The sequence below is a fragment of the Epilithonimonas sp. UC225_85 genome (assembly GCF_042695135.1).
GTDB lineage: Bacteria > Bacteroidota > Bacteroidia > Flavobacteriales > Weeksellaceae > Epilithonimonas.
On the sequence record NZ_CP170547.1, the window covers coordinates 1,480,275 to 1,498,401 of the forward strand.

The following is an 18,127-nucleotide window of genomic DNA, read 5'->3' on the forward strand; positions in this document are numbered from 1 at the left end:
TCAAGTTTTATAAAGATGATAAATAAACTAAGTTTTGATTGTCAGAATTGGCTCCAACTGCATCCAGATTGGTATTGTAAGTATCGATGCAGCTGTCTATCATCGTCTGTTTCTCTGTTTTTGAAACGGCTATTTTTTCACCGATAAATGTTATCCAGCCCTGAACATATTCCGAAGCGTATAATTTATAATCTTTGGTCGGAATAATAACACCGTCGATGATATTCTGAAGTTCCTCAATCCGGCCCCGGGTTTTGATTATAGACTCCTTTGTAGTGCTTATGTTTTCTATAATTCCTTCAATTTCTTTTTTGATAAAATTGATTTTTTCCAGTAAGAAAAGAACATTTTTTTGTTTGATTTCCTGTTCGTTTTTAATCTTATCTTTTTCCCTGTGCTCTTTCATCACAAAGTCAAAAACCAATCCCCAAATGATATAAACAATGAAACCAGAGAAAATAATCCCCCAAAACTGATTTCTGGTAAAAGCTATTTTAAGATCAAAATCTGGTGAGTTAAAGGTTTTGTTTAATTCATATAATTTAGATTCAATTTCATAAGCCAGAATAGCATCAAAAATAAATGTGACAACGAATAACAATCCTAATTTCACATAATTGATCCAGTTTTTGTTTTCTCCAAACATGTGAATTAAAAATCCTAAACCGAGAAAAACAAATGGAATTAAAGTCACAAAAGCACCCTCCACGGGTCCTGCATTCCAGGCTTTGCTAAATGCCTGTGCATCCAGAACACTTTGTATTACCGTACTTTTTGCGTCAAAACTTTTGAAAAAAGCAGAGTAAGATGTTGAAATATAAAAAGTTATCAAGTATAAACTGATAGGAAAAAGAAGAATTGCACCAATCCAGAATTTAGCAGATGCACCTTTCGTGGCTTTCACATTATATTTTTCCGGATTTCTTGGCAAATCAATGATTTCGGCTTTTAAGGTTTCAATATGATTCTGATGCTTTTCAATTTCAGAATTTTTATTTTTTAAAAGTTCTTCTTTTGTTTCCAGAGAAACGGTTAAAGCTTTGATTTCGGTTTCTCTGTTTTTCTGTTCGTTGAAATAAGACTCTTTAAGATTTTTCTGCTTTTCTACCATTTCCTTTTCCTCATTTTGGAATTTTGAATAAACAGCGTCCAGACAAATTGATAGTGTAGAATGGTTTCCGCTTGTCCTGGAGCTGTCTCTGTATCCTGATTCGTGATATGTTCTTTTCCTGCTTTCTTCTGCAGATTCTCCGTTTAGATCAATTTCGGTTTTTGAAATAATCTCTTCCTGCGGGGTTTCTACTGGAATTGATTTTAATTTGAATAAATTTTTTATACTGGTAGTATCCATAGCCTGTTAGTTTTTTAGTTCATGTAATATTTCACTTTTATTTTTTCCAATTTTTATGGCTTCGATGAGGTAATCGACAATAGCTTTTACATTTTCTTCCAAAAAACCGAACATCAGAACGTATTTTTCCATTGCAGAATATTCGTCCGGAGAGATGACACCATCTGCCCAGATCATAACCGTAAGATCATACAGATAGTCAACTTTTTCTTCGATATTTTGAGGGATAAGAGATTTAATATTAATTGGATTTAAAAGAATCTCGTCCAAATGTTTTGAAGAAATGCCTCTTTCTTCTGCACATTGATATAACATTTTAAGTTCCAGAGTGCTGAAATCGTCATCACAAATCGCCATCTGATACAGCCTGAGAAAATGAGCTTTAAGATTTTCTGTTATTTGATTGTTTTCCATGGTTTTAGTCGTCTTTTGGTTTTTTAGGGTTCATGATTTTATCCCGCATAGGAGATCTTGTGTGAGTAGAATATTCTGAAGTTTCTTCGGTAATTTCATCCTTTTTTGTTCCGGCTTATCTATAAAATTGATTAGCAGAAACAGAATTCCAGTAATGGTGTCAATCGGGATCCACAAACTCTTCCGGTATAGATAAATGGGAAAAACAGGATTGAAAATGATAAGAATGACAAGAAAAATTATACTGAAATAATATTGTCTAAAGCTTAAAGTATTATATAAAACAATTAAAGCTCCGATCGAAACAAGAATCCTGAGGAAAGTATAATATTCTATAGGAAGCCTGAAAATACCGACAAAACAACATATCGCACAGAAGGTGAGGAATGGTTTCATTATTTTTTAATTTTAAAATCCTGTCTTGAGATTATATTTGTAATTAAAATTATCTTCTGACATAAAAATGAAAATGAGAAAATCGAAAAATGCAATCAGTGCCGGAATAAAAGTCCAGAAAAAAAGAAGATATAATAATCCCATTCCATTTTGTCCCAGATAAAACCTGTGAATGCCTAATCCTCCTAGGAATAAAGCCAGTATTGCTGTAGTAGATTTTGATTTCATAATATTAAACTCTTGATAAAATTTCGTTCTTTTTGTTTTCAAATTCTTCGGGAGAAATTATCCCGTTTTCCATTAGGCCTTTTAGTTTTTGTAAAAGGGCGAAAGGATCTTCATTTTCTATCTGTAATGGATTTGGTTGCGGGTGAAATTGTTGTGGTTGGGTAATAATTGGTGTTGCATTATTTACAGTAACACCTCCTGCGGAAGCTCTTCTTGTTTCAAGATCTTTTTCTCTTCTTACTCCTCTCATCTGCTCTTCAATTTCCTGTGCATATTGATAGAGTTTTCGGGCCTGTGCTTTTGGAAGATAATCCATCATATTGGTGAAGTTCCTGATGGTTCTCATCATAAAAGTAGAGCCAATGATGCCTTCTTTAATATGACAATCTGCCACATCTACCCAGCTGTAATCCTGAAAATCCATTGATAACCCAAATGTTTTTGGCCGGCAAAAAATAATCCTTCTATTGGTAAGCGCAATACAATCAGGAGACAAGTTAAGTGCAGGCTTTTTCTGAACAGCAATATATTCTACAAATTCCTGAGATGTTAAAAGGCTGTTGATTTTTTCCAGAAGTTTCTCAACAGATTTTGGATCTTGTTCTTCATTTAAAAATTTCTTTAAATTCATAGTATTTATTTTTTTTAATTATCTTAAATATTCTTTATAGACAAAACCTTTAGTTCCTGTGCTAAAGACTTTTATTTTCATCCATTCTTCACCCTGTTCCAACTGGATTAGTTTTTCGCCTTTCTTTACTTTTTCAATAACTGGAAAATCGAATCCTGGATTTCTATAAATATTTACAATATCTCTGTCGGCAAAAAACACGACTTCATTCTCGTCATTATAAACAGTATAGGAAGATTGCTTCTTTTGCTTCAAACCTGATACTCCCGCATTTGATTTTTTGTAAGGAGAATTGGTACTTTGTGTCTTCTTTTTAGACTTTGAGGTTTTATGATTGGAGTTGGAGGAATAAAAGTTTCTTCCCGACGAACTTCCGCTGCAGACACCACATGTTCCGCCAGCACTGCAGTGTCCACATCTTGAACAATTAGAACAGGCGGTGCAGTTGGCTGATCCGGTGCATTTCCCGTTATGACCATTGGTTTCAGGTTTTGAAAAAGAGAAAAGTGAAAATATCAGCAATCCTATTGCGAAAATTGAAATAATAATTGTTTTCATTTAACCGTAATTTTCAATAGTTTGATGTAGTGCGCTTCTGTGATTGTAGATTTGATCCAGAGAATCAAGATTTATTTTCTCTCCGAAATCTTTCCCGTTATTAAATAGTTCAATCAGTTTTCTGCTAGTTCCGAAATGGAATCTGCAAATCGGTTTTCTGTTATTATCGTCCAGTAATATCCCGAAATAAGATTGTGTATCTCTGTAAGCAATTCTATCGGACGGTATTTTTTCTCTAAGAATCGCTTTTACGATCTGGAAAGCCTCAAGTTCTTCTTCGGTTGTAGTGACTTTGGAAATTTCATTATTCTGATCGATAGTTGTGGTAGGGGATATGGTTTTTTCTGTTTCAATATTATCATTGATTACCAAAGCAGATTTCAGTCTTGAACTGATCGATTCTGATATCGAAAGGCTGAGAGCTCTTTTGGTATATTCTTTAAAAGCAATCATTCTGTTTGCAGTTAATGGTCTTTCAAAAAAACGGTTTACAAGAAGCTTTACAATTTCATCAGAAGGATTTTCTATTTCTTTTTCGAATTCTTTTCTGATGGCTTTGATATATTTCAGTGCTTCGGCTGAGTCGAGAATGGATTCCAGATTATAACCTGACTTGGTGAAGCTTTCCAGAACTTTAATGGAATTATCCTTAATATCATCAAGATTAATGGTGAAAAAAGGTTTCTCGTCCATAATATTGGGTTTCTCAAGATCTGTGTAGAAATTGTACACAATCCCGTTGGTCAGGACTCCGAATCTCGCCTTCGAAACGTGATAATAACGATGAAGCTGAGAATTGTGCGCATCTGCATTTTCCCGCCAGCTTTTACATTCTATAATGAAAATTGGCTCATTATCTTTTTTGATTACAAAATCTACTTTTTCTCCTTTTTTGGTTCCAATGTCAGCGATGAATTCGGGAATTACTTCCGTCGGATTGAAAATGTCATACCCTAAGATTTGGATAAAAGGCATTACAAAAGCAGTTTTTGTTGCTTCTTCTGTTTGTATTTGCTCTTTGAGTCCGTTGACTCTCTGATGCAGCTGTTCAAGTTTTAATTTGAGATCCATGGTTTTGAATTAAATAGTTAAATCAATAGTTTCTGCAGTCGGGGCATTTTCTTTTACAGAAGCCATTCCGTTTTCCATTCCTTGTTTGGTCGTATACAATTGACTTTTTCCGATTATTTCTCCGTTTCCTGCTTTCAGAACAAAATAATATTTGTCATTAATTGCAATTTTTCTTTCAAATCTGGAATCGATTTGTGAATTGACTTTTACAGATTCGATCCCATTTTTGCATCCGGCTTTTGTAGTGTAGCCTTCGCTTGTCAGGATTATTTCTTCGTTTCCTGCTTTCAGGTTGAATTGATATTCTCCGTCTTTTCTTTTGGTGATGATGAATTTTCCCATTGTTATATTTTATTTGTTTAACAATCCAAAAGTACCTCAGCCTTATATTCTTTTTTTACGGAAATCCGTAAAAACAAAAACTTCCAAATGATTTGGAAGTTTTTAATAAAAAATGTTTATAATTGGAAATTAGATAATTCCGAAGTCTTTGCAAAATGCAATAAGCTGTTCATTACTGTTGATTTCTAATATTTCTTTGATCTCCTTCAATCGTTTTTCGACGGCACTCATACTGAGAGGCTTAATATTATTTTCTTTTAAATAGTCAGGTATGTTTTTGAGTAAAGTTCCATTGGCCAGCAAAGTGACAAGTAAAGTATCATATTCAGAAAATTCGAAAGAATTTCTCTCAGAGCTTTTGGTTTTCAGATCGTAGGAAAGATACTTTTCATTATTATAAACTGCTTTTATTGCTTTTTTCAGATCTTTAACATCGTTCCGTCCTTTTTTTACGTAACCGTTAATTTTTTGATCATTGAAAAGTTTTTCGATAATAACTTCTTTTTTTTCAACAGAGAAAACAATGATTTTCAGAGCGGGCTGGATTTCTCTTACAGCAGCAATAAGCTGCTGGCCGTTTTTAAGGCTTTGTTCCCGATGGTCTTCATCAAAGGAAAGATCTGTAATCAAAAGCTCAAAAGGATTGTTTTCCTGCAGACTCATTTTTACTCTGCTAAGGGCGTCATCACAGTAATTTACGTATTTTGGATCAGCTATCTTGAGATCTTCCAATGCTCTTTGGACAGATATATTGGAACTTTCGTAATCTTCGGCAATAAGAATTTTTGTAAACATATATATTATTTTTAGACTGGAAATGAAATGTTGATTTTCAAAAGGTTTTTTGTTTCTGTGTCAAAAATAATTTTTCCATTTATAGCATGAATACGGTTTTCCATATTTTGCAGTCCATTTTTCGGAGAAATTTTTTCGATTCCTATCCCATTGTCTGTGTATGAAATACTTATATGTGTCTCTTGTCTTTCAAATTTTAGGAAAACTTTATCAGCTTTGCTGTGTTTTTTCATATTGGTCATCATTTCTTGAAGTATCAGGTAGATCTCTGTTTTAGTTTGAAAATTAATGCTATCCCACAATTTATCATAATTTCCATTATAAATAACTTTCACAAAATCAGAAGAATAGGAGTCCAGCATTTTTTGCAGTTGCTCAAAGAAATTTTGATTCTCGTTGATGTCTTTATTCTCATAGGAGATATCCCTGGACGTTTCATAAACATTTTCTAAACCAAATAAAAGAGCATTTCTGTCTACAATACTGGTGTTTTCAACTTGTGACATAATCTGATAGATCCTGTTGGCTACACGGTCGTGTACTTTTTTAGAATATTTCAGTTCAGTATTTTTTACTTCGATAAGTTTCTCTTGACGAAGAATTTTTCGGCTTCTTTTAAGATAAAACCAAAAACCAATTATAATTAATACTGAAAATCCTAAAGCAAAATACTGCTGAATAATATAATTTTGTCTTTCTGTGCTTTCGGCTTTAGCTTTTAGGAAATCGGCTTTATTTTTTTCGGTTTCATAGCGGATAAGTGCGAATTGATTCTTGGCTTTGTTTCTGGCCGTTTGCAGACTGTCACCTATTTTTTGATAGATTTTGAAGTATTGTTTGGATTTTTCAGGATTTTCCAGGGAAATTAATTTTTGAAGTGCCTCGATCTGATCATCCGGACTATCGATTTCTTTTGAAATTTCATACATTTTTCTTGAGTAGAACAAAGCGGAGTCTGTTTTGGTCCTGGCATAATAATCTGCAAGATGCGAATAACTGGAATTGAGTCCCCAATTATCTTTCTCTTTAATTCTGATATTTAAAGCTTTTTGAAATTCCGGAACTGGATTATAATCCGGATTTTGAAGCCATTTGGTTTTGGCGAGATTTGTTAATGTTCTGGCATAATTGATTTTATCTTCACCATTCATTTTTGATGTGTAGATAAACAGATTAATTGCTTGGGTATATTTTTTTTCTTTCGCATAATTATTGGCCAGATTATTTTGGTAGATTATTTTGTCCTCTTCACTTTTCGTAAATTTCAAAGCTTGCTGATAAAATTCAACTGCTTTTTTATAATCTTTTAGTTTACTGGCAGTTATGCCTATAGTATTATTGTTTATAGACAGATAGATATGTTGGAGAGTGTCTTTAGGATTTAGATATTTCAGTGCTGATAATGCCGTCTCCTGGCTTCCAAAATAATCGCCTTTTGTTTCCTGAATGATCGCAAGATTTGTCAGGCATTTCGCTGCACCAAAATTGTCTTTCTGTTGTATAAAAAGATCTTTTGCCCTGTAAAAATATAAAAATGCACTATCTAATTTTCCTTTTTCCTGATATTCAAAAGCCTTATCGTAAAAAACATTGTTATTTTTTTTAGCTAAAGATTGATTATCTGAACAGGAATAAATGAATATAAGAATAAAGAATACAATTATTTTCAAGACTATTAGTTTTCTTCGAAATTACCAAAAAATTAGCGAAAGGATTATCCTTTCGCTAATAATTTTACTCGTTTAAAGTTTATTTATCTTATCCGCCGATGATTTTTGGCGGTTTAGGATGCCCCTCATCTCCGCCGGTATCTCCGGGTGTTGGATTCGGATTCACAATGGTTGGATCATCTCCGTTATTGCCACAGTTAGAAGTGTTTGTATGTGAAGGATTTGAAAACAATCCCAATAAAATTAAAAATAGGTTGAACATTTTATAAAAATTTAAAAATTGGCATTCGTGTTCTTCCCCGCGACACAGGTCACGAGCAGGTTTACACAGTTGTTGAAAAAAGAAGCGCTTCTTAAATTTTTGGGAAGTCAACCTTCAAAAACGGAAGAGAAACATCCGCTTCCCAAGCCAGAGATCTCTCTCCGTTTTATCTAGTTGTTTTTTGAAATCAGTTTTGTAACTTTGTTTTTGTAATGTTTTGTTTATCACTGATTTCTGAGGCAAAGATGCAGCGGAAATGAAAGGAAGTGTTAGACAATATCTGGACACAAATGGACAGGGCAATAAAAAATTGGGTTACGGATTTCCGTAATTGAGTGTGTTCAAAAATCCTCTATTTTGTAAAGGTTAAAAACTACATATGTCCAACAAAAAACTACTAATTCGTGAAGTATTTGAGAAAGGGAAAAGAGAATCGGGGAGAGATAGCAAGAATGGGATTGCCCTGTTTTTGATTTTATATTTTGAAGAAAATTTGAAATTTAATATTGTAGAGAAAACTCTTGTCAGATATTACGATGCTTTGATAAGAGATGATAAGGATGACTATAATATTGATAATCAAACCCTTGATAAGCTGAGTCAATATTTGAAATTTAAAAACTTTAGTGATTTTTGTAAAACAGAAAGCTTTACTAAGAAAAACTCAGATTCATCTTTCACAAGTGTGAAAGTCAGTATTGATGATGAAGGTGATTACGGCAAAGTGAATCCAAATATTACTATTAATGTTACTACGAATCCAATTTTAAAACTTCAGGAATTTCTTACAAAACATAGCAATATGGGAATTGTTGGAGTAGTCCTTTTAGGAAGTTTGATAGCTGGAAGTAAGGTGTATAAAGCGGACGAAAAAGTTCCTGACAAAACAATAGTTCAGGATTCTGTTTTTCAAAATAATATTCCGTTTGTAGAGAATTCAGCTGCTCAAACTGTGGTTTATGTTCCTCAATTGATTGCGAATATTCCTGGTAATAAGGAAAAAAGATCAGAAATATTTTTGAAACAATGTATGTATTGGAATGGAAAAGAGTATATCCCAGAAGATTGTAATGATACTAAAAATGGACTTGTGGCCATTGATATGAAACTGGTTGCAAACTTCAAAAAAATCACAAGACCTGATACAATTAGTTCAATTAAAAATGTGTGGTATTCCAAATGCAAGAATGTTGTGGAGTTTTTTACGGATAATGGAATTAACCCCGAGAACGGGAGAGATCTTCGACCTTTAACACCATATATGTTGGAAAAGTATGCAAAATAATAATTACTAAACAAAAAAACTCCGCCAAAGGCAGAGTCTAATTTATTATCGAAGGTGAAGTTACATCCTGTTCACTACATTAATTCCAAGCATTGACAGGGCTTTTTTAATCGTTTTCCCCACCAAATCAGAAACCTGAAGTCTGAATTGTTTCGCATCCAGATCTTCCTGTTTTACAATTGGATTATTCTGATAAAATGAGTTGTAAGATTTTACCAGTTCATAAATGTAGTTTGCCACCAAAGCAGGACTTAGAGATTCCGCAGCTTTGCTTACAACATCTTTAAATTCAGCCAGAAGCATAATCACTTCTTTCTCATTTTCATTCGGAACGTAAGTTCCAAAATTTCCTTTTCCGGAATATTCTGCCTTAGCCAAAAGCGACTGGATTCTCGCATAAGTATATTGAATGAACGGTCCTGTATTTCCATTAAAATCAATACTTTCCGCAGGATTGAAGAGCATTTTCTTTCTCGGATCCACTTTCAAAATGAAATATTTCAATGCACCCAATCCAACCGTTTCGTAAGATTTCACTTTGTCTTCGTCGGAAAGCGTTTCTAATTTCCCAAGTTCCTCAGATTTTTCTTTCGCAGTGGAGATCATTTCTTCAACCAATTCGTCCGCGTCAACCACGGTTCCTTCTCGGGATTTCATTTTTCCTTCCGGCAATTCCACCATTCCGTAAGATAAGTGATAGAGCTGATCCGCCCATTCATAACCCAGTTTTTTCAGGATCTTAAATAGAACTTGGAAGTGATAATCCTGCTCATTCCCAACCGTATAGATCAATTTTTGCAGATCATTTTCTTCAAAACGCTGCACTGCAGTTCCAAGATCCTGGGTCATATAAACCGAAGTTCCATCCGAACGCAGAAGGAGTTTCTGATCCAAGCCTTCGTCCGTCAGGTCACACCAAACAGAACCGTCTTCTTTTTTGTAAAGAATCCCATCCTGTAATCCTTTCTGAATTAAATCTTTTCCTAAGATATAAGTATTACTTTCATACTGAACCTGGTCAAAATTAACGCCTAATCGGGAATAGGTTTCATTGAAACCAGCATAAACCCACTCATTCATCATTGCCCAAAGTTTTCTAACTTCAGGGTCATTATTTTCCCATTTCAAGAGCATTTCCTGAGCCTCGATAATGCTTGGGGCTTGTTTTTTTGCCGTTTCCTCATTTATGCCATCCGCAACCATCGCTTTGATCTCGGATTTGTACAATTTATCGAATTCCACATAATAGTTCCCGACTAATTTATCGCCCTTCAAACCAGTAGATTCAGGTGTTTCGCCGTTGCCAAATTTCTCCCAGGCCAACATCGATTTGCAGATGTGGATTCCACGATCATTGATGATCTGAGATTTGATGACATTATATCCATCAGCTTTCAAAATCTCAGCAACTGAATAACCTAAAAGATTATTTCTTACGTGTCCAAGGTGCAAAGGTTTGTTGGTATTTGGCGAAGAATATTCCACCATTACCGTTGCGTTTTTCGGCGTTAGGTTATCAAAATCATCCTGAAGTTCAGACAGTTGATTCGCAAAAACTTCATCTTTCAGTTTAAGATTAAGGAAACCTTTCACGATGTTGAAGCTCTCAATGAAATCGATTTCGTTTTTAATAGCTTCTCCAAGTTCGTTTCCAATCGCGTCCGGACTTTTTTTAGCCAGTTTTACCAATGGAAAAATAACGATGGTGAAATCGCCTTCGAACTCGGTTTTATTTTTTTGAACATCCAGATTCACACCTTCCACATTGTAAAGTTTCGGGATGATCTCGGATATTTTTGATTGTATATGTTGTATGATGTTCATTTCAAAATTTTGTGTTGCAAATTTAAAAATTTAAAATAGCTTTTTGAGGCAAAGTCGCAAATTATATAATTGTGATTATTTTGGGCAGCTTTATCCGCCTTCCGTTCTCGCTTTTTTTGTCATTGCGAAGGACGTGACGCAGTCAGTTGAACCTTTCTGTAATCGCAATGACAAAAAAGAGCTCCACTCAAGTCGGGCTGCAGATTCGTTTTCGTAATATCACTTTGTCTCCAAAAGTTTGTTTCAGTGTCAGTCTGAGCGGAGTCGAAGACACAGATTCCAACTTGGCGACTTTTAAACATTATTTATATAAAAAAATACGCCTTTGCGATAGAAGAGTTAGTTAATTACAGCCAAAGCTTTCCTCTTACTCAACCTCAAAAACCTGATCACCAAAAGTACTGCAGAGATAGTCAATCCAATGCCCAAGGCAATCCACATCCCAAATGCACCCATTTTCATCGTCACACAAAGAAAATAACCAACCGGAATTGTGAAAACCCAATACGCCAAAAACGTGATCACACTCGGTATTTTAACATCTTGGATTCCTCTCAAGCAACCTAATGCCGTCACCTGGATTCCATCTGATAACTGGAAAAGTGCCGCTATAATCAATAGCTTTGAAGCCAGTTGAATGACGAGGACATCACTTTCCTTTGTGAAAAAATGAGGCAGAACATTCCTGAAAAGAATAAAAATAATTCCGCAGAAACTCATATAAATCAAAGCTAATTTGAAATTGTTGATTCCGATTTTTCTTAATCCGACAAAATCATTCACACCCATTTTATTTCCGATCATAACAGTAGAAGCTACACTGAAACCAATACAAAGATTAAAGGTAAATGAAGCCATCGATAGAGCAATCTGATGCGATGCGATATCTTTTGAACTTACCAATCCGCAAATGAAAGCCGCCGCCGCAAAAGCCGTCACTTCAAAGAACATTTGCAAAGCAGTCGGTAATCCAAGCTTGAACATTTTGGTGAACATTTCTTTTGCAAACAGATTTATTTTCAACGAAAAATCTTTGATGTATCTTCTTGTTTTAGGTTCTTTTACTAACACAAAGTATAAGAAAACCACCATAAATATTCTTGCAATCAATGTTGCCAAAGCCGACCCCTGAACGCCCATTTGCGGTAATCCGAAAAGGCCTTTGATGAAAATGTAATTCAAGGCGATATTAATAATGTTCGCGATAATTGTTGCTTTCGTTACGCCAATCGTGAATGACAAACCCTCGGAAACTTCTCTCAACGTCTGGAACATCATAAATGGAATCATTGTAAATGCCATAATGCTAAGAAAACTGATTGTGTCCGGAATAATTTCGACAGGCTGATCCATATGTTTAATTAATGGAAGCCCTGCCAGTAATAAGGTCATCAGCAATATTCCAACGCCAAGATTGATGACAAATCCGTGTCTGAAAACCGAATTAATGGTATCGTGTTTTCCCTGAGAATTAGCTTCCGAAACCAAAGGTGGAATTGCAAAAGAAAATCCCAACGCCAAAACGAAAATTGAAAAGAATAGTGCATTTCCTAAAGACACAGAAGCCAGAGCCTGAGCGCCCAAAAGCTTCCCTACGATGATGTTATCGAAAAGGTTGACGGACACTTGCCCGACTTGTGTCAACATCACAGGAAGCGCCAGTTTTAGCCCTTGCTGTGTGTATTGTTTATCTAAAAATTTCATTTTAATAATTTTATTTTAAAATGAAAGCCATAATGTTACTTTCATTTTTTTTCAAAAAAAAACCGTCTCGTTTGCAAGAACGAGACGGTTAAATATAATATTTTAATTTATTTAATCTCTATTTCTTTACAAAACTAGCAACGTCATCAGCAGTCACAGGATCAGCACCTAAGATGATCAGCCTTTCTACAACGTTTCTAAGTTCACGGATGTTTCCAGTCCAGTCATATTGTTGCAAAGCTTTGATGGATTTATCATCAAATTTCTTAGGGGCAGAACCGTTTTCTGAAGCGATAAGGTTGGTGAAATGTTCTACCAACAATGGAATATCTTCTGCTCTGTCATTAAGAGAAGGAACGCTGATTTCTATTACAGAAAGTCTGTGGTACAAATCTTCACGGAATTTTCCTTGCTCGATTTCTTTAGCCAGATTTTTGTTGGTTGCAGCGATGACACGGACATCTACTTTGATCTCTTTGTCGCTTCCAACAGGAGAAACTTTGCTCTCTTGCAAAGCTCTAAGTACTTTTGCCTGAGCAACCAAACTCATATCACCAATTTCGTCCAAGAAAATAGTTCCGCCGGTTGCCTGCTCGAATTTCCCGGATTTATCTTTGATAGCACCTGTAAATGAACCTTTCACGTGACCGAATAATTCACTTTCTATCAATTCTGATGGGATTGCAGCACAGTTTACTTCGATCATTGGACCTCTTGATCTTTCGCTTTGGGAATGGATGGCGTGAGCTACCAATTCTTTACCAGCACCGTTTGGTCCGGTTACAAGAACTCTTGCGTCGGAAACAGCCACTTTGTCGATAATTTCCTGGATCTTTTTAAGTGCTGGCGATTGCCCGATCATCTGATATTTTTTATTGACTTTTTTCTTCAGCTGAGAGTTTTCCTGCTTCAGATTTGAGTTTGCCTTTTGAAGATTGCCTTTATCAAGTGCATTTTTTACACTGGTGATCAATCTGTTGATATCGATTGGTTTTGAGATAAAGTCATAAGCGCCTTCTCTCAAACAGCCAACTGCAGTATCAATATCTGCGTGTCCGGAGATCATGATGAAAGTGCTTTCTGGTTTCAATGCAAGACTTTGTTTCAGGAGTTCTGTTCCGGAGATCTTTGGCATTTTGATATCAGAAATTACCAAAGCAAAATCTTCTTTCTCTATAAATTTGAAACCCTCAAGACCATCTTCGGCTATTTCGAATTGGTATTCAGGAAGTTCGTCCGATAAAATACTGTGTAGAACGCCGGATATTGCTTTTTCGTCCTCTACGATTAAGATTTTTTGCATAGGTGCAAAGATACAAATTTTTGATTTCGTAATACGAAATTATTATGATTGTTTATTTTAAAAATGAAATGTAGAAATGTTCTAAAAAAGGAAAATATGCTTTTACGGCAGAATGTCTTGCAATAGGGATAGAAACGGCTATCCTTTTTCTTGGCGAAGGCTGGATCTGGCAAGAAAAAGATAATAGTGGATAGCCCGACCCGAGCGTCTGGGCAAAGCCTTGGAAAGGGAATTGCCCAAATGATAAGAATCTTACTCTACAATAATTTTCTTGGTAATGACCTGATCTTCAACTTTGAAAGTACCGAGATAAATTCCTTTTGGAAGAGATGAAATGTCAATTCGAGTTTGATTTTCTGTTTTACTTAAAATTTTGCTCTCAAAATCTGAAATCGTAAATGTAAAACGTTGTGTTTTGCTATTCAAAAATTCTAATTGTAAATAGTCTTTTGCTGGGTTTGGATAAAATCTAAAACTCATGACGACATCTTTTGGCGTGCAGATATCCAAAGTCTGAGAAACGACCGCAAAATGTTGGACAGCACCAGTTGTAGCTTTTGCAATATTGTAAATGTACACAGGATCCAGATTGATATATTTGTCGTTAACGGTGTGGGCGTAAGGCGTTTCGTTGTATTCGAACAAGCCGGTTATCACTTCTCCATTGGACTGGAAGGGCATATAGTCTGATGAGTACGCATAATTAAGATTTGTTTTCAGCGGAGAGTAAAGCTTGACGCAATTGATCAATTGCTGCGTGAATGTATCAGAAGCCGTATTGTTAGCACTTGGACTGGATTCGTCTCTTTCGCAGGTAATTGTATCATTGGTCTGGCCTTTGATTCCGCCAACTTCGTCGATGTTAAGAACCAGACGAATGTTCATTTTTGGACTTGTGGCATTGACCACATTTGTTACATAATGCTGAGAACCCAATAAGCCCTGTTCTTCACCGGAAAAGTTGATAAATTTGATGGAATATTCGGTACTGATGTTTTTCAAAAGCCGCGCTACTTCCAGTATTACCGAGACACCGCTTCCGTTATCATTGGTACCTGTTCCTGTGATGGTATCGTAATGTCCACAGATAATAACATAGGTATTTGGGTATTTTGTCCCTTGTTTTGTAACGATAATATTAGAGGTAGAATTTCCGCTGTAAGTAAAAGTATCTTTTGTAATATCAGTTTCCGAATATCCGAAAGATAAATATTTATTTTTGAGCCAGGTGTAAGCGTTGTTGTTGGCTGTTGAACCTGTAGTTTTAACGCCTAATGCCTCAAATTCCTGCAGATAAGCATTAATATTTGTTTGGGAAACCAGATTGCTGATATTGGCATAATCCTGATTGAAAGTTTGTGAATTTGCAAAAAATCCAAGTAGTAACGCCGAAAACAGTAAGTTTTTCATCTTCATAATAATAATGTGCAAATATAAATAAAAAAGGAGAAGACTTGATAAATGTCTTCTCCTTTCGTTTTGAAAAACTATTACTAACTTAAAACTAATTCGTTGCTTTTCTGACTTCTGCTTTTACGTCTTCGCTGGCATCTTTGGTTTTTTCCCAAGCGTCAGAGGCTGTATCTTTTGTACTTTCCCAAGCTTTTTCTGCGAAGTCTTTTGTGTCTTCCCAAGCTTCAGATGCACTTGCTTTTAGATTTTCGAAGAAACCGTCTCTTGTTGGCTCTTCATTTTTTCTTTTTTGTTCATCAATATAATTTCTTGCTTTGTCAGCATATTCATTGACTGTATTTTTTGCTTTATCAGCAGCGTTTTCTAATGAGTTTTCAGTTTTATCAACCGCTCTTTCTGCATCATTATAATTTTGTTCTTGAGTGCTCATAATATTTTTATTTTGTGGTTAAAATTGAAAAATTTGATTTGATGCTTTCTATTATTCAAATGAAATGCCGCAAAGTCTTAATTAACGTTAAAATAATTATAAATAAAACCAAACATAAAAAAGCAATATCCATTTCTGAATATTGCTTTTCTGATATTTAAAGTTTAAAACTCAAACTTCTACTTAATAATCCTCTCCAGAACCCATTCGATCATCATTTTTTCTGATGCGTGATGGTCGCTTGCAAATTCACCACGTCTTCTGTTAGCGATTACGCAGTTTACGGTCAAGGCTTTGTGTCCCAATAATTTTGATAAAGCATAGATTGCAGAAGTTTCCATCTCGAAGTTGGAAACGCCGAGGCCATTCAAAGTTTCAAGGAATTTATCATCCAAAGCTTTTAATCTTAACTGACGGCCCTGAGGTGCGTAAAATCCTGGGAAAGTTGCTGTATTTCCTTTATATTTTGCATCGGCATAATAGTCAGAAATATCTTCTGCCCAATCTGAGAAATAAAGCATTGGTTTGATCTTTTCGTAAGGGAATTTCTCCAGAAAATTCTTACTGAATTCATTTTCAAATGCATAATCCTGGTAGAAATGAAGAAGCCCGTCAAGTCCGACTACATTTTCTGTTACCAGCATATTGTTCACCTCGATGTCTGGATTCACACTTCCGCAAGTTCCCATTCGGAAAAGTTCAAGCGTTTTATATTCTGATTTGAATTCCTTTTCTTTAAGATCAATATTCACCAACGCATCCAGCTCGTTCATCACGATATCGATGTTTTCTGTCCCGATTCCGGTTGACATTACTGTGATTCTTTCGCCACGTAAAGTCCCAGTGTGTGTGTAGAATTCTCTCTTATTTTTTTTGACATCAATCGTATCAAAGTATTTTGAAACTTTTGGAACTCTGTCCGGATCGCCCACAAGAATTACTTTTTCGGCAAGATCTTCGGGAAGAAGATTGAGGTGATAAACACTTCCGTCGTCGTTCAGAACCAGTTCGGAAGCTGCTAATTTGTTGATCATATTTTTGATTTATAATTTATAAAGATTAAAAAAATTAATGATTAAAAGAATCACTTTTTTTTGAAATTAAAAAGGTTTTAAAGTTAACAAAATTCTCCATCCGTAAAAGGATTTGAAGCTTTTTAATTTTAGAAATAATTAAATTCTAGAAATTGGCGATTTGATTTGCGACCCAATTTCCTGTACTGAAACAAGCTTGCAAAAGATAACCGCCAGTCGGTGCTTCCCAGTCTACCATTTCGCCGGCGCAGAAAATGTTTGGGAAATTTCGCAATTCAAGTTTATCATTTAATTCTGAAAATGCAACACCACCCGAAGTTGAAATCACTTCGTCAATGGGTCGGAAACTCAGGATTTCTATCGGGAATTTCTTGATTAATTTCGACAGGTTTTCAATGTTGGTATAGGTTTCCTTATCTAAAGTTTTCAGGAGATTGAGTGCTGTTGTCGAAAGTTTTAACTTTCGTTTTAAAACCTGACTTATCTTTTCAGTTTCGTTGAATTGTTCGAAGATTTCTGTTTCCGAAAGATTTGGTTTTAAGTCTATATATAAGCTTAAGGGAAAATCGTGTTTTCTTATGAATCGATTCAGATAGTAAATCGGACTTCCTTCGATGCCATATTTTGTAAAAACAACTTCTCCTATTTTGTGATTTTCCTCAAAAGAAACTTTGATATTCTTAAGGTATTGACCTTGTAATTGGTGGAATTTAGAGTCTGTATCGTAACCGGAATTTGCAGATTCCAAAGGTGTAATTTCAATATTTTTTGATTTTAAAATTTCAATCCATTTCGCGTCAGAACCCGTTTTTTTCCAAGAACCGCCGCCCATTGCCAATATTAATTTTGAATATTGAACTTTAAGTTCACTTTCTTTATTTTTAATGGTAACAGAATTTTCATCAAAATCAATAAAAGTATGTTCGTAATGAATGATAACGCCCAATTGTTCCAATCTATCCAGCCAGGCTTTCAAAACCTGAATCGGCTTGAAATTCTTCGTAGGAAATATCTTCCCCGAACTTCCGACATAAGTGTTGATTCCTAAGTCAGAAAGCCAATCCACGACTTTTTTATTATCGAAACCTTTTACAATCTCCCGAATTTCTGGCGCATCATATTTTTCGATAAATGATCCCAGTTCTTCACTATGCGTCAGGTTGAAACCGCCATTTCCAGCGACAAGAAATTTTCTTCCAGCTGCTTTATTTTGCTCGTAGATTTGAACTTTGAAACCATTCTCGGCAAGGATTTGTGATGCCATTAGTCCAGCAGGACCAGCGCCAATAATTATGATTTGATTATCAAGAATTTGTTTCAAAAGGACGGTTTTTCTAAGGAGATTGGAAAATTACACGAAGGCACAAAGATTTTTAATGAATGTCTTATGTTTTAAGGCACAAAGTTTAGCTTCGC

At 35.1% G+C, this 18,127-nt stretch carries 19 protein-coding genes; 1 reads left to right on the forward strand and 18 read right to left on the reverse strand.

Features of this window, described 5'->3' with window-relative positions; all coding sequences use genetic code 11:
- Positions 1 to 7: 7 nt before the first annotated feature.
- The 11 genes from ACFJGY_RS07025 to ACFJGY_RS07075 all read right to left on the reverse strand — a co-directional run bounded on the left by ACFJGY_RS07025 (position 8) and on the right by ACFJGY_RS07075 (position 7,718).
- Positions 8 to 1,351 carry a beta-carotene 15,15'-monooxygenase gene (locus ACFJGY_RS07025; protein WP_379969469.1) on the reverse strand — a complete coding sequence of 448 codons (1,344 nt, stop codon included), beginning with the start codon at positions 1,349 to 1,351 and terminating at the stop codon, positions 8 to 10.
- Positions 1,352 to 1,357: 6 nt separating this feature from the next.
- A complete protein-coding gene (locus ACFJGY_RS07030; RefSeq protein ID WP_379969471.1) occupies positions 1,358 to 1,765 on the reverse strand; it encodes a hypothetical protein in 408 nt (135 codons plus the stop codon).
- Positions 1,766 to 1,795: 30 nt separating this feature from the next.
- Positions 1,796 to 2,161 carry a DUF6804 family protein gene (locus tag ACFJGY_RS07035; RefSeq protein WP_379969473.1) on the reverse strand — a complete coding sequence of 122 codons (366 nt, stop codon included), beginning with the start codon at positions 2,159 to 2,161 and terminating at the stop codon, positions 1,796 to 1,798.
- Between the two features lie 12 nt (positions 2,162 to 2,173).
- A complete protein-coding gene (locus ACFJGY_RS07040) occupies positions 2,174 to 2,389 on the reverse strand; it encodes a TM2 domain-containing protein (RefSeq protein ID WP_379969475.1) in 216 nt (71 codons plus the stop codon).
- 4 nt (positions 2,390 to 2,393) lie between these two features.
- Positions 2,394 to 3,020 (reverse strand): PH domain-containing protein, encoded by a 627-nt coding sequence (locus ACFJGY_RS07045; RefSeq protein WP_379969477.1) that lies wholly within the window; start codon positions 3,018 to 3,020, stop codon positions 2,394 to 2,396.
- Between the two features lie 18 nt (positions 3,021 to 3,038).
- The gene (locus ACFJGY_RS07050; RefSeq protein ID WP_379969479.1) at positions 3,039 to 3,578 is read right to left on the reverse strand and encodes an SH3 domain-containing protein; all 540 of its coding nucleotides are present in this window, start codon (positions 3,576 to 3,578) and stop codon (positions 3,039 to 3,041) included.
- On the reverse strand, positions 3,579 to 4,649 hold the full coding sequence (locus tag ACFJGY_RS07055; RefSeq protein WP_379969481.1) for a type I restriction endonuclease: 1,071 nt from the start codon (positions 4,647 to 4,649) through the stop codon (positions 3,579 to 3,581).
- Between the two features lie 9 nt (positions 4,650 to 4,658).
- A complete protein-coding gene (locus tag ACFJGY_RS07060) occupies positions 4,659 to 4,991 on the reverse strand; it encodes a YegP family protein (protein WP_379969483.1) in 333 nt (110 codons plus the stop codon).
- 129 nt (positions 4,992 to 5,120) lie between these two features.
- Positions 5,121 to 5,786 (reverse strand): response regulator, encoded by a 666-nt coding sequence (locus ACFJGY_RS07065; protein ID WP_379969485.1) that lies wholly within the window; start codon positions 5,784 to 5,786, stop codon positions 5,121 to 5,123.
- An 11-nt stretch (positions 5,787 to 5,797) separates the two neighbouring features.
- The gene (locus ACFJGY_RS07070; protein ID WP_379969487.1) at positions 5,798 to 7,456 is read right to left on the reverse strand and encodes an ATP-binding protein; all 1,659 of its coding nucleotides are present in this window, start codon (positions 7,454 to 7,456) and stop codon (positions 5,798 to 5,800) included.
- Between the two features lie 88 nt (positions 7,457 to 7,544).
- Positions 7,545 to 7,718 (reverse strand): hypothetical protein, encoded by a 174-nt coding sequence (locus ACFJGY_RS07075; RefSeq protein ID WP_379969489.1) that lies wholly within the window; start codon positions 7,716 to 7,718, stop codon positions 7,545 to 7,547.
- 379 nt (positions 7,719 to 8,097) lie between these two features.
- On the opposite strand from ACFJGY_RS07075, the gene ACFJGY_RS07080 reads away from it, so the two are divergent.
- Entirely contained in the window at positions 8,098 to 9,003 is a 906-nt protein-coding gene (locus tag ACFJGY_RS07080) for a hypothetical protein (protein WP_379969491.1), read from the forward strand.
- 60 nt (positions 9,004 to 9,063) lie between these two features.
- Here ACFJGY_RS07080 and argS read toward each other — a convergent pair whose 3' ends face one another.
- The 7 genes from argS to ACFJGY_RS07115 all read right to left on the reverse strand — a co-directional run bounded on the left by argS (position 9,064) and on the right by ACFJGY_RS07115 (position 18,032).
- Entirely contained in the window at positions 9,064 to 10,827 is a 1,764-nt protein-coding gene (gene argS, locus ACFJGY_RS07085; RefSeq protein ID WP_379969493.1) for an arginine--tRNA ligase, read from the reverse strand.
- 339 nt (positions 10,828 to 11,166) lie between these two features.
- Positions 11,167 to 12,531: an MATE family efflux transporter gene (locus ACFJGY_RS07090; RefSeq protein WP_379969495.1), complete on the reverse strand. Its 1,365-nt coding sequence runs from the start codon at positions 12,529 to 12,531 to the stop codon at positions 11,167 to 11,169.
- Between the two features lie 118 nt (positions 12,532 to 12,649).
- Positions 12,650 to 13,834 carry a sigma-54-dependent transcriptional regulator gene (locus ACFJGY_RS07095; protein WP_379969497.1) on the reverse strand — a complete coding sequence of 395 codons (1,185 nt, stop codon included), beginning with the start codon at positions 13,832 to 13,834 and terminating at the stop codon, positions 12,650 to 12,652.
- A 252-nt stretch (positions 13,835 to 14,086) separates the two neighbouring features.
- Positions 14,087 to 15,244, reverse strand: coding sequence for a M28 family peptidase (locus ACFJGY_RS07100; RefSeq protein ID WP_379969499.1), 1,158 nt, complete (start codon positions 15,242 to 15,244; stop codon positions 14,087 to 14,089).
- A gap of 94 nt (positions 15,245 to 15,338) precedes the next feature.
- Positions 15,339 to 15,677 carry a hypothetical protein gene (locus ACFJGY_RS07105; RefSeq protein WP_379969501.1) on the reverse strand — a complete coding sequence of 113 codons (339 nt, stop codon included), beginning with the start codon at positions 15,675 to 15,677 and terminating at the stop codon, positions 15,339 to 15,341.
- Positions 15,678 to 15,856: 179 nt separating this feature from the next.
- Complete coding sequence (locus ACFJGY_RS07110) at positions 15,857 to 16,711, reverse strand: nucleoside phosphorylase (RefSeq protein WP_379969503.1); 855 nt, start codon at positions 16,709 to 16,711, stop codon at positions 15,857 to 15,859.
- A 145-nt stretch (positions 16,712 to 16,856) separates the two neighbouring features.
- Positions 16,857 to 18,032 (reverse strand): NAD(P)/FAD-dependent oxidoreductase, encoded by a 1,176-nt coding sequence (locus ACFJGY_RS07115; protein WP_379969505.1) that lies wholly within the window; start codon positions 18,030 to 18,032, stop codon positions 16,857 to 16,859.
- Between the last annotated feature and the right edge of the window lie 95 nt (positions 18,033 to 18,127).

Excerpts from the sequence above, each read along its gene's own strand:
- ACFJGY_RS07105 (WP_379969501.1), bottom strand. The coding sequence starts at position 15,677 with ATGAGCACTCAAGAACAAAATTATAATGATGCAGAAAGAGCGGTTGAT.
- ACFJGY_RS07090 (WP_379969495.1), bottom strand. The coding sequence starts at position 12,531 with ATGAAATTTTTAGATAAACAATACACACAGCAAGGGCTAAAACTGGCG.
- ACFJGY_RS07035 (WP_379969473.1), bottom strand. The coding sequence starts at position 2,161 with ATGAAACCATTCCTCACCTTCTGTGCGATATGTTGTTTTGTCGGTATT.
- ACFJGY_RS07100 (WP_379969499.1), bottom strand. The coding sequence starts at position 15,244 with ATGAAAAACTTACTGTTTTCGGCGTTACTACTTGGATTTTTTGCAAAT.
- ACFJGY_RS07065 (WP_379969485.1), bottom strand. The coding sequence starts at position 5,786 with ATGTTTACAAAAATTCTTATTGCCGAAGATTACGAAAGTTCCAATATA.
- ACFJGY_RS07030 (WP_379969471.1), bottom strand. The coding sequence starts at position 1,765 with ATGGAAAACAATCAAATAACAGAAAATCTTAAAGCTCATTTTCTCAGG.
- ACFJGY_RS07110 (WP_379969503.1), bottom strand. The coding sequence starts at position 16,711 with ATGATCAACAAATTAGCAGCTTCCGAACTGGTTCTGAACGACGACGGA.
- argS (WP_379969493.1), bottom strand. The coding sequence starts at position 10,827 with ATGAACATCATACAACATATACAATCAAAAATATCCGAGATCATCCCG.
- ACFJGY_RS07075 (WP_379969489.1), bottom strand. The coding sequence starts at position 7,718 with ATGTTCAACCTATTTTTAATTTTATTGGGATTGTTTTCAAATCCTTCA.
- ACFJGY_RS07050 (WP_379969479.1), bottom strand. The coding sequence starts at position 3,578 with ATGAAAACAATTATTATTTCAATTTTCGCAATAGGATTGCTGATATTT.
- ACFJGY_RS07055 (WP_379969481.1), bottom strand. The coding sequence starts at position 4,649 with ATGGATCTCAAATTAAAACTTGAACAGCTGCATCAGAGAGTCAACGGA.
- ACFJGY_RS07045 (WP_379969477.1), bottom strand. The coding sequence starts at position 3,020 with ATGAATTTAAAGAAATTTTTAAATGAAGAACAAGATCCAAAATCTGTT.
- ACFJGY_RS07060 (WP_379969483.1), bottom strand. The coding sequence starts at position 4,991 with ATGGGAAAATTCATCATCACCAAAAGAAAAGACGGAGAATATCAATTC.
- ACFJGY_RS07040 (WP_379969475.1), bottom strand. The coding sequence starts at position 2,389 with ATGAAATCAAAATCTACTACAGCAATACTGGCTTTATTCCTAGGAGGA.
- ACFJGY_RS07095 (WP_379969497.1), bottom strand. The coding sequence starts at position 13,834 with ATGCAAAAAATCTTAATCGTAGAGGACGAAAAAGCAATATCCGGCGTT.
- ACFJGY_RS07080 (WP_379969491.1), top strand. The coding sequence starts at position 8,098 with ATGTCCAACAAAAAACTACTAATTCGTGAAGTATTTGAGAAAGGGAAA.
- ACFJGY_RS07025 (WP_379969469.1), bottom strand. The coding sequence starts at position 1,351 with ATGGATACTACCAGTATAAAAAATTTATTCAAATTAAAATCAATTCCA.